9 protein-coding genes are annotated in these 10,857 nt (G+C 63.4%); 8 read left to right on the top strand and 1 reads right to left on the bottom strand.

Going from position 1 to position 10,857, the window contains the following annotated elements; genetic code table 11:
• Position 1 precedes the first annotated feature (1 nt).
• Positions 2 to 2,353 (top strand): membrane-bound PQQ-dependent dehydrogenase, glucose/quinate/shikimate family, encoded by a 2,352-nt coding sequence (locus tag ACNI3Q_RS13660; protein ID WP_426277552.1) that lies wholly within the window; start codon positions 2 to 4, stop codon positions 2,351 to 2,353.
• On the opposite strand, the gene ACNI3Q_RS13665 is transcribed toward ACNI3Q_RS13660, so the two are convergent.
• A complete protein-coding gene (locus ACNI3Q_RS13665) occupies positions 2,323 to 2,652 on the bottom strand; it encodes an NIPSNAP family protein (protein ID WP_426277554.1) in 330 nt (109 codons plus the stop codon). The two genes, ACNI3Q_RS13660 and ACNI3Q_RS13665, sit on opposite strands and share 31 nt — an antisense overlap.
• A 69-nt stretch (positions 2,653 to 2,721) precedes the next feature.
• On the opposite strand from ACNI3Q_RS13665, the gene ACNI3Q_RS13670 reads away from it, so the two are divergent.
• The 7 genes from ACNI3Q_RS13670 (at position 2,722) to ACNI3Q_RS13700 (ending at position 10,784) form a co-directional block, all read left to right on the top strand.
• The gene (locus ACNI3Q_RS13670; protein ID WP_426277556.1) at positions 2,722 to 3,588 is read left to right on the top strand and encodes a hypothetical protein; all 867 of its coding nucleotides are present in this window, start codon (positions 2,722 to 2,724) and stop codon (positions 3,586 to 3,588) included.
• A gap of 15 nt (positions 3,589 to 3,603) precedes the next feature.
• Positions 3,604 to 4,002 (top strand): cupin domain-containing protein, encoded by a 399-nt coding sequence (locus ACNI3Q_RS13675; protein WP_426277558.1) that lies wholly within the window; start codon positions 3,604 to 3,606, stop codon positions 4,000 to 4,002.
• Positions 3,999 to 5,693 (top strand): FAD-dependent oxidoreductase, encoded by a 1,695-nt coding sequence (locus ACNI3Q_RS13680; RefSeq protein WP_426277560.1) that lies wholly within the window; start codon positions 3,999 to 4,001, stop codon positions 5,691 to 5,693. The genes ACNI3Q_RS13675 and ACNI3Q_RS13680 overlap by 4 nt, the downstream gene beginning before the upstream one ends.
• A 59-nt stretch (positions 5,694 to 5,752) precedes the next feature.
• The gene (locus ACNI3Q_RS13685; RefSeq protein WP_426277562.1) at positions 5,753 to 6,391 is read left to right on the top strand and encodes a TetR/AcrR family transcriptional regulator; all 639 of its coding nucleotides are present in this window, start codon (positions 5,753 to 5,755) and stop codon (positions 6,389 to 6,391) included.
• A 153-nt stretch (positions 6,392 to 6,544) separates the two neighbouring features.
• Positions 6,545 to 8,923 carry a TonB-dependent receptor gene (locus ACNI3Q_RS13690; protein ID WP_426277564.1) on the top strand — a complete coding sequence of 793 codons (2,379 nt, stop codon included), beginning with the start codon at positions 6,545 to 6,547 and terminating at the stop codon, positions 8,921 to 8,923.
• A gap of 65 nt (positions 8,924 to 8,988) precedes the next feature.
• Entirely contained in the window at positions 8,989 to 9,696 is a 708-nt protein-coding gene (locus ACNI3Q_RS13695) for a fumarylacetoacetate hydrolase family protein (RefSeq protein WP_426277566.1), read from the top strand.
• The gene (locus ACNI3Q_RS13700) at positions 9,693 to 10,784 is read left to right on the top strand and encodes an NAD-dependent epimerase/dehydratase family protein (protein WP_426277568.1); all 1,092 of its coding nucleotides are present in this window, start codon (positions 9,693 to 9,695) and stop codon (positions 10,782 to 10,784) included. The genes ACNI3Q_RS13695 and ACNI3Q_RS13700 overlap by 4 nt, the downstream gene beginning before the upstream one ends.
• The last annotated feature ends 73 nt before the right edge of the window (positions 10,785 to 10,857 follow it).

Below are 10,857 nucleotides of genomic sequence, written 5' to 3' on the forward strand. Positions count from 1 at the left end.
CATGTCGAAATTGCGGATGATTTCGGTCGTGCTTTTCGGGCTGATCCTGCTGGCTGTCGGCGGATTGCTGGCATGGGGCGGGGCGCTGCTCATCGGAGCGGGCGGTTCAGCCTATTACCTGTTGGCAGGCATCGGGTTGCTGGTTGCTGCGGTCCTGTTCGTGATGCGTCGCTACGCCGGGCTGCAACTCCTGGCGGCCGTGGTGACGCTGACCCTGCCTTGGGCGATCTGGGAGGGTGGATGGGATTTCTGGGCACTGTTCGCCCGGATGTTCGCGCCGCTGATCCTGCTTGCGCTGGGCGGGTTGGCGGCGCTGGCGCTGCCGGACCGAAGCCGGGCAGGGGCGGGGGCGACCGCACTGATCGGCGGGGTCGGTGCGGCGGCATTGTTTGGCGCGATGTTCTGGGAGCATGGCGGCATCCGCCCGGACAGGCCTGCAGTGTTCGCTGCGGCTACCGGTGGGTCAGGCGACTGGCGCTTCTATGGCCGGACAGGCGATGGCAGCCGCTTTGCGCCGGCCAGTCAGATCAACCCCGAAAACGTCGCCGATCTGAAGGTCGCATGGACGTTCCGAACCGGCGACAGCGGTGCGGGCGAGCTGTTGTCCGAGGATCAGAATACGCCGTTGCAGGTGGGCGATACCCTTTATAGCTGCACCAGGAACAACCGGGTCTATGCGCTGGATGCCGATAGCGGTACGGTGCGCTGGTCATTCGATCCCAAGCCGGTGCCGCCGCCGCTATGGCGGCGGTGCCGCAGCCTTGGCTATCATGAAGCCGTGCCTGCACCAAGCGATGCGGCCGGGCAGGGCGGCCAGTGCCAGCGCCGCATCCTGATGACCACCATCGACAACCGGCTGATCGCGCTGGATGCTGCCAGCGGCCGGCCCTGCGCCGGATTCGGCAGGGACGGCACGGTCGACCTGTCCTATCAGATGGGGCCGCTCAAGCCGGGCTATCTGATCCCCTCGTCCGGCCCGACCGTGATCGGTGACATTGCCATTGTCGGAGCATGGGTGTTCGACAATCAGGAGGTGAACGAGCCGTCTGGCGTCGTGCGCGCCTATAATGTCCGCACCGGCGCGCTTGCCTGGGCTTGGGACATGGGCGCACCCGACCGGATCGGCGCACCGCCCGAGGGGCAGATCTATACCCCCGGCACGCCGAACATGTGGTCCGTGCCCAGCTTCGATGCCGCACTCGGCCTGATCTATCTGCCGATGGGGAACCAGACTCCGGATTTCTGGGGCGCAAACCGGACCGATGCGGCGGAGAAATACTCGGCTGCCGTGGTTGCGCTGAACATCGCCGATGGCCGCCCGCGCTGGGTCTATCGCACGGTCATCCACGATGTGTGGGATTATGATGTGCCCGCCCAGCCGGTGCTGCACGACCTGCCCGACGGCAAGGGCGGCACCATCCCCGTGCTGGTGCAGGTGACGAAACAGGGCGACATCTTCATGCTGGACCGGCGTACCGGCCAGCCGGTTGCCCCGGTGACGTTGCAGCCGGTGCCGCAGGGCGCGCAGGCAGGCGAGACGCTGTCCCCGGTGCAGCCCAGATCACTGGCCATGCCGCAAATCGGCAACCAGACCCTGACCGAACGCGACATGTGGGGCGCGACGCCGCTGGATCAGCTGGCCTGTCGCCTTGCCTTTCGCCGGGCGCGCTATCAGGGCCTGTTCACGCCGATCACGACGCGCGAATGGACGCTGCAATTCCCAGGCTATTATGGCGGCATGAACTGGGGCAGCGCGGCGATCAACAAGGCGAACGATACGCTGATCGTCAACGACATCCGCATGGGCATCCTGCTCAAGCTGGTGCCGCAAAGGGAAGTTGACCGGGTGACACCGCGGCAGGGCGATCACGACGGCATCGGGCCTCAGACAGGCGCACCCTATGCCATCAATCGGGAAAGCTTTGTCTCGCCGCTGGCCGTGCCGTGCCAGGAGCCGCCCTTTGGTACCATGACCGCCATCGACCTGAAGACGCGCAAGATCGTCTGGCAGAAACCGTTGGGCACGCTGCGCGACACCGGCCCGCTGGGTATCGCCACCGGACTGGATGTGCCTGTCGGGATGCCGTCCATCGGAGGGTCCGTGACAACCGGGTCCGGCCTCATCTTCTTTGCTGGAACGCAGGATTTCTACCTGCGCGCACTATCGGTGACGGACGGCCGGGAACTGTGGCGCGGACGCCTTCCGGTCGGATCGCAGGCAACCCCGATGACCTATGTCTCGCCCAAATCGGGCCGCCAATATGTGGTGGTGTCGGCCGGTGGGGCGCGGCGGTCGCCGGTCAAGGGCGATTACCTGATTGCCTATGCGCTGCCGGGCAACAGGGGGGAATAGGCGGTCGGGACCAAGAGGCGGCTGTCCATGCTGGCGATCATCGGGCGAATGATCGCCAGGCACTGCTGCCAGCGTGGGTCGGCCGCCAGCCGCGCGCGACGTGCCAGACGCTCCTCGAACGACGGATAGGCCCATAGATGCACCAAACTGTGCAACCCGCCGACCTCCACCGTGTATGCGCCAATCAGGCCACCCAGCATCTCCCGCTGAACCGGCAATCCGATCCGCTCGTAAGGCTCCAGATAGTCCGCCAGCGAATGGACCGGCGACAGGCGATAGGTGCGTTCTTCAATGATCATGCATCCGCTCCGTGATTGACAGCCAGCTCGACTTTATACAAACATACGTTCGTATAAAAGGAGGATGCAATGGCAGCAATCACGGTCAGCGACAGCGACCTTCATCCCTATATTCTGGAAAGCCAGGCGGCGCGCGGCCGCATCGTCGTTGGCAATTCGCTGACCTCGTTCGACGAGGGCGAATGGCAGGGCGACGTGCTGCTTGGCGCTAGCTTTGCCGGGGCGCCAACCGGTGCGATCCCGTTGCGGCGCGGCGCGCGCGGCTGGATCGCGCACGAAGGCGGGCCGGGCAAGGACGAGGCAGGAATTGCGGGTCTGCCGTTGTCCGACCGGTTCGGCGTACCCGCAGCCGCCATTGCGACGATGGAGGCGCGGCTGTCTGACGGCGATTCGCTGCTGACCGGTCGCGTATCGCGCGCCAACGAAGCGGCCAGCGCGATCGGAGTCGTGCCGGGCATGACCGGGCTGGAGGCCGCGCGGGTCATGCTTGCCAACGGACCGGACGGCGCGCCGGCGGATGTCGATGCGCTGGTCGATGAGGAAACCCGGATCGTCCACCGCGCCCCCAATGGCGGGCGCATCTTTTCATGCTGGTCCTTTTCCCGTGTCGGGGATTCGACGCCGGACGACGTGTTCTGCGTTGCCTCCCATGGCGCGCGGCTGATGGCGCTATATGCGCTGCGCATCCGGCCAAAGGGGCTGATCTGCAATGATGCCGGGCGCGGCCTGGACGATCTGGGGATCGAGGGGCTGGCAATGCTGGACCCGGACGGGATCGCGGCGGCATCGGTCGGCACCGACAGCGCGCGGATCGGCGATCCGATCAGCACCTACGAACATGGCGTGATCTCCGCCGTGAATGCCACCGCCGCCGCAATGGGAATCGCCCCGGGTATGAGCGCGCGCGATGCAGCGCACCGGATGCTGGAAGGCTGAACAGAGGAAACCGCCATGACCGCCACCGAAACCGAACTGGCCGCCGACGGCCTTGGCCCGCTGGCATCGCGCTATGTCGATGTCGCATCGCTGCCGTGGAAACCGACGCCGACGCCCGGCATCGACATGAAGGTGCTGATGTCCTTTCCCGAAACAGGCCTGCTGACCGCTCTGTTCCGGTGGCAGCCGGGCACCGCCCTGCCGCTCCATGAGCATGTCGAGGTCGAGCAGACCTATGTGATCGAGGGCAGCATCGTCGATGACGAGGGCGAGGTGAGGGCAGGCGATTTCGTCTGGCGTCCGCGCGGCAACCGGCATCTGGCAAGATCGCCCGGCGGTGCGCTCGTGCTCAGCTTCTTCCTTAAGCCCAACCGGTTCATCGGCGGGGAGTTTGACGGTCAGGAGCTGAAGTGAGCCAGCCTGACGCCGACGTCATCGTCGTCGGATCGGGGGCAGGGGGCCTGTCGGCGGCGGTGACCGCTGCCCGGCTTGGCCTGACTGTTCTGGTCCTTGAAAAATCCGACCTGGTGGGCGGCACGACCGCACGGTCGGGCGGCGTTCTGTGGCTGCCCGGCAATCCGGTCGCGGCGCGTGCCGGCGTCACGGACGATGTGGCGGCCGCCCGCACCTATATGCAGGCGATGGCGGGCAATTGCTTCGATGCGGAGCGGGTCGATGCCTTTCTGGCGATCGGCCCGGAAATGGTCGAGTTTTTCGAACGCGAAACTTGCGTCGCCTTTGTCGCTCAGCCTGGCTTTCCCGATTACAATGCTGACCGCCCCGGCGCGTCGGCGGGGGGGCGCTCCATCGTCGCCGCGCCGATGGACGGACGGGAGCTGGGCCCCGACATTCGCCGACTGCGCCCACCGCTGCGCGAAATCACCTTTGTTGGGATGATGTTCAATGCAAGCCAGGAAGTGCAGCATTTCTTTCGCGCGACGCGATCGCTGACCAGTGCGATCTATGTCGCACGGCGACTTGCGGTGCATGGCTGGGAAATGCTCCGCCATGGGCGTGCCATGCGGTTGACCAACGGTAATGCCCTGGCCGCCCGCCTGTTTGCCAGCGCGATCGACAACGGGGTCGAAATCCGCACCCGTACCGGGCTAGCCGAACTGATCGAACAAGACGGGCGTGCGGCCGGCGTGGTGACGGATGGTGGCGAGCGCCTGTTTGCGCGTCATGCCGTGATCCTGGCGGCGGGCGGATTTCCGCGCGGTACCGCCCGGCAAAATCGCCTGTTTCCCCATGTTGCAACAGGCGGACAGCATTTGTCGCCGGCACCGGAGAGCAATCAGGGCGATACGCTGGCCGCCGGCGAATCGCTGGGCGCACGGGTGCGTGAAGACCTGCCCAATGCGGCCGCCTGGATCCCGGTTTCCGCCGTACCCCGTCGCAAAGGTCCGCCCGGCGTGTTTCCACACCTGATCGACCGGTACAAGCCGGGCATCATCGCGGTCGATCCCTGGGGACGACGTTTCGTGAACGAGGCAAACAGCTATCACGATTTCGGACAGGCCATGCTGGAGCGGTGCCGCCGGGACGGGCAGGTCTATGCCTGGCTGATTGCTGATCATCGGGCGTTGCGTCGCTATGGCCTTGGGATCGTCAAGCCGTTCCCGGTACCCTATGGCCGGTGGATCCGATCAGGCTATCTGAGGCGGGGGCGCAGCGTCGTGGAACTGGCAACGGCGATTGGATGTCATTCCGAACTGCTGAGCGCAACGCTGAACCGGTTCAACCTCGACGCGCTGCAGGGTCGGGACTCGCAATATGGCAAGGGATCGACCCCCTATAATCGCTACCTGGGTGACCCGAGACATCTGCCCAACGCGTGTATAGCGCCCCTGGATCAGGCGCCCTTTTATGCGGTGAAGCTGGAAATGGGCGATCTTGGCACGTTCGCCGGATTGTCGACCGACGCGAAGGCACGGGTGCTTGATGTGGCCGGCCAGCCCATTCGGGGCCTTTTCGCCGCCGGGAACGATGCGGCTAGCGTGATGGGAGGTGCCTATCCCGGCGGCGGCATCACGCTGGGTCCGGCAATGACCTTCGGCTATATCGCTGCACGCGCGATCGCCCGCGACGCGGGGCTGGAAAACTGATCGCCATTGGGGCAGTTCTGCCCTGACCGACTAGTCAAGAATAAGGTAGAGCGTTGCCCATGCCCGCCAGTAAAAGCGACAGCATTTTCAAATCGACTGATCGTCCCTCGCGCGAAAAGGGGCGGGAGACGAGGGAAATGCTGCGCCATGCTGCGATCACCTTGTTTGCCCAGCACGGCTATCAGAATGTCAGCCTGAGAATGCTGGCGCAGCATATCGGCATTCAGGCGGGTTCGATCTATAACCACATCACCAACAAACAGGAGTTCCTGTTCCTGTTGCTGCGGTCGATCATGGAGGACCTGCAGGCCGAGGTGCAGTCTGCCGTGGATCGCGCGCAGACGGCGCCAGAGCGGCTTGATGCGTTCATCCGGACCCATGTCCATTTCCATGCGATCAACAAGGAAGCGGTGTTCATCGGCAACATGGAACTGCGTAATCTGGAGCCCGAACATCTGAATGAAATCCTGAATATGCGCCGCTCCTACGAAGCGCGGTTCAGCGATGCGATGCTGGACGCCGCACGGCATCATGGCATCGGGATCGACAATGTGCGCTTCATGACCCGCGCTGCGTTCTCGATGATGAACGGAGTCGCGAGCTGGTACAGCCGTAATGGGCCGATGAAGAGCGAAGCGGTGGCGCAGGGCTTTGTCGACCTAATTCACCGTATGGCGGGCATCCCTCAGGAATCTTGAACCTTTTCAACTCCCTAACTGCCTAAACAAAAATTAGACGAACGTTTGTAAGTCTATTGCGACATGATTGCGCTTGAATTATAAACTAACGAACGTTCATATTAGGCGACGGAACGGCAGGATAGCCGACCGCGCACAGGAGAGGGGAAGCACATGAAGAAGAGCGTGATCCGTTCGCTGTACCAATGCGCCGCGATGTCCGCATTGATGACTTCCTGGATCGGCACGGCCCAGGCACAGGATGCCACGGCCGAGGTCGAGCAGACGACGGAAGCGGGAACGCAGGACGGCCTTGGCGATATCATCGTCACGGCGCAGCGCCGGTCCGAAAGCCTTCAGGACGTCCCCATCTCGATCACCGCCTTCGGCACGGAGGATTTGCAGACGCGCGGCATTGCGAATGTCAGCGATCTGGCCCGGGTGGTCCCCGGTTTCCAGGCAGCGGAGTCCGGCCTTAACACGCCGATCTACACGTTGCGCGGCATCGGCTTCAACGAATCCAGCCTGTCGGCGACCAGCACGGTCAGCGTCTACGTCGACGAAGTGGCGATCCCGTTTCCGGCGATGACGCTTGGCGCGACGCTTGATCTTGAGCGGGTCGAAGTGGTCAAGGGACCGCAGGGCACCCTATATGGGCAGAATACCACGGGCGGCGCGATCAACTATATCGCCGCCAAGCCAACGGATACGGTCGAAGGCGGCGTCACTTTCGGGTTCGGGCGCTTCAACGCGGTAGAAACTGCGGGTTACCTGAGCGGTCCGATCACCGGCAACCTGAAGGCGCGGCTTGCCGTGCGCACCGACAATGCCGATGACTGGCAGCGCAGCCAGCTGCGTCCCGGCGACGGTGCAGGGCAGGTCAATCGCCAGAGCGGCCGCCTGACCCTGGAATGGGAACCGGCACCGACGCTGCGCACTACCCTGGTCATGAGTGGCTGGCTGGACCGCAGCGATACGCAGGTGCCCCAGATCCGGCAGGTCGATCCGGTGTTTCCGGCAGCGGTCAATCCCGACCTTGCCGCATATCCCATTGCTCCCGTTGGCGATGTCCGTGCTGCCGACTGGGACGAAGGATCGGATTTCGCGCGCGACAATTGGTTCTGGCAGACGTCGGGCCGCATCGACTGGGACCTGAACCCGGACATTACCTTCTCGTCAATCACCGCCTATGCCCGGTTCAAGGATGAGGGGTTCAACGAATATGACGGCACGCCCGTCACCGTGTTCGATTTCAACACCTTCGGCCGCATCAATTCCTTTCAGCAGGAATTGCGCCTGACCGGATCGTTCGAAGGGCTGGCCGACTGGGTGGTCGGCGGCAATTATTCCCGCTCGACCGTCTATGCCGAGCAAACCTATCGGACGGGTCAGACCAGCTCCAACCGTATTTCCGGCGTCCAGTCGGCCGAGAACTTCACGGATCAGACGCTGAAATCCGTGGCTGCTTTCGCCTCGATCGACTGGAAGCTGACCGATCGGCTGACCCTGACCACGGCGGCGCGCTATACCGATTTCAAGGTCGATTTCCGCGGCTGCAGTGGCGACACCGGCGACAATACGCTGAGCCCGATCATCCAGTTTGTCAGCGGCCTCATCCGGACGGGCGCGGGCCTTGCCCCGCTGCCCGCCAGTCAGTTCCAGCCGGGCCTGCTGAGCAATGGCAACTGCACGACCTTTGTCGATCCGCGTGGCGACATCAATCTGACGGCCACGCCGGGATTGAGCGTCAACACCCTGGCCGAAGACAATGTCTCCTGGCGTGCTGCGCTGAACTACAAGGCGACGGATGACCTGCTTTTCTATGTCTCTGCGAGCCAGGGCTATAAATCGGGCAGTTTCCCCAATGTCGCTGCAACCGGTTTTCGTCAGTACGAACCGGCAACGCAGGAAAAGCTGATAGCCTATGAAGCGGGGGTGAAAGCCAGCTTTGGCCGCACGGCCCAAGCAAACGCTGCCGTGTTCTATTATGACTATACTGACAAGCAGCTGCGCGGCACCTTCCTCGATGAGGTCTTCGGCCCGCTGAGCCTGCTGATCAACATCCCGAAATCGCACATCATCGGGTTCGAGGTGGATACAACCGTTATCCCAACACCGGGCCTCAAGCTGACGGGTGCTGCCTCCTATCTCGACAGTCGTATCGATGAATATGTCGGTCTCGACGTCAATGGCGTGCTGACTGATTATGAAGGCGGCGTGCTGAGTTTCGCGCCGAAATGGTCGCTGGATTTCGACGGGCAATATGACTGGGATATTGGCAATCTGGGCTTTTTTGCGGGCGCCAGCTGGTCCTATCGCTCGACTGCATCGGCAGTGTTCGGCGAAGATCCGCGGCTCGATCTGCCTTCCTATGACCTGCTGGGCCTGCGCGCCGGTTTCGGCGACGAAGCGGCTGGATGGCGGCTTACGGTGTGGGGTGAGAACATCACAAACAGCTATTATTTCAACAATGTCCTGCCGCAGTTCGATACCATCAAAGCCTATGTCGGCCGCCCGGCGACCTATGGTGTTCGGCTGAATTACGATTTCTGAGTTACTCCCTGGCGTCCGGGTTGTTCGGCCCGGACGCATTTTTCTTGGATGAGGTCCACAGCGTCATGGCATTGCTGTTTGATCTTCCCGTCAGCACGGTTGCGGTTGTCGGGGGAGATAGCCGCTTTCCGGTTCGCCGCATCTTTTGCGTCGGTCGCAACTACGCTGCCCATGCGCGCGAGATGGGCATGGATCCGGTCAAAGATCCGCCCTTTTTCTTCACCAAGCCGGCCGATGCCGTGGTCGATGACGGCGCGTCGGTGCCCTATCCGCCGCAAACGGCCAATCTGCATTATGAGGCCGAGCTGGTCGTTGCCATCGGCGCTGCGGCCGAGGATATCGCGCCCGAGGCGGTGGATGCCGTGATCTTCGGCTATGCCGCCGGCATCGACCTGACCCGGCGCGATCTTCAGCTGAAGGCGCGCGACATGGGCCGGCCTTGGGACTGGGGCAAGGCATTCGACCATTCCGCACCCTGCGGGCCGATCCTGCCCGCCCACCATCTGGACGGCGTGCCGGAGGCTGGCCGGATTCACCTGTCGGTGAATGGCGGGACGCGCCAGTCCGCCGATCTTGCCGACATGATTTGGGGCGTGCGAGACATCGTGTCGCTGATCTCGCAGAGCATGGCGCTGCGCCCTGGCGACCTGATCTTTACCGGCACGCCGGAGGGGGTGGGCCCGCTGGTGCCGGGCGATCACGTCGTCTGTTCGGTTGAGGGAATAGGGGCGGTCGCAATCGACATCGTCCCGGCCAGGGGAGGAAGGCCATGAAACAAAAGGTTGCCGTTATCGGCGCATCCGGCCTGATCGGCCAATCCTGTATTGCCCATTTCGCAGCGCGGCCCGACACACAGGTGATAGGCGTGTCGCGGCGGCCGCCCTTTCATCTGCACGGCGCGCAATTCGTTTCGACAGATCTGCGCGATCCGGCTTCGGTCGCGGTGGCGGCGGAAGCGCTGAGCGGTGTAACGCACCTGATCTATGCCGCCCTTTATGAGACACCCAGCCTGGTCGCGGGCTGGTCCGATCAGGATCAGATCCGCATCAACGCCGAAATGCTGCGCAACCTAGTGGAAATCGGCATCACCGATCACGCGGCGCTGCGTCATGTCACCCTGTTGCAGGGGACCAAGGCCTATGGCGTGCATATCCGCCCGATGGTCCTGCCCGCGCGCGAAAACCGGTCTGAAATGCGCGAGCATCCCAATTTCTATTGGGAGCAGCAGGACTATCTGACCGAGCTGGCTGGAATGCGCGGCTGGCACTTCACTGTGCTGCGCCCGCAATTCGTGTTCGGCCATTCGCTGGGCGCGCCGATGAATCTGATTCCCGCCCTGGGCGTCTATGCCGCGATCCTCAAGGCGCGGGGCGAACCGCTGCATTATCCGGGCGGACCGATGGGTATCCTGGAGGCGGTCGATGCCGACCTGATCGCTGAGGCCATCGACTGGTCGCACGGGGCGGAAAGTGCCCGGAACCAGGTGTTCAACATCACCAATGGCGACATTTTCCTGTGGAAGAATCTGTGGCCCGCGTTGGCTCGATCGCTGGGCATGGAGCCGGGCGAGGACCGGGCGATGGAGCTATCCACCGCCATGCCCGCCGCTGCCGCCGAATGGGATGCGATCCGCCAGCGCCATGGCCTGACTGCGCCTGCGATCGACCAGTTCGTCGGATCGTCGTTCCAATATGCCGATTTCGCGCTCGGCTATGGCCGCACGGTCGCTTGGGAGGACTCCATTGTCTCGACAGTGAAGCTGCGCCGTGCCGGGTTCAGCGGCGCGATCGACACCGAGGAGATGTTCGACAAATGGTTCGCCCGGCTGCGCGCCGACCGGCTGTTGCCGCCGATCGATTGAGACTTGGGATATCGAGATGAAGTTGCTGGTACCGGTCAAGCGGGTGCTTGATTACAATGTGAAGCCGCGTGTG

Origin of the sequence: Sphingomonas eleionomae (genome assembly GCF_049889035.1) — a bacterium.
In the GTDB taxonomy this organism is placed as follows: Bacteria; Pseudomonadota; Alphaproteobacteria; order Sphingomonadales; family Sphingomonadaceae; genus Sphingomonas.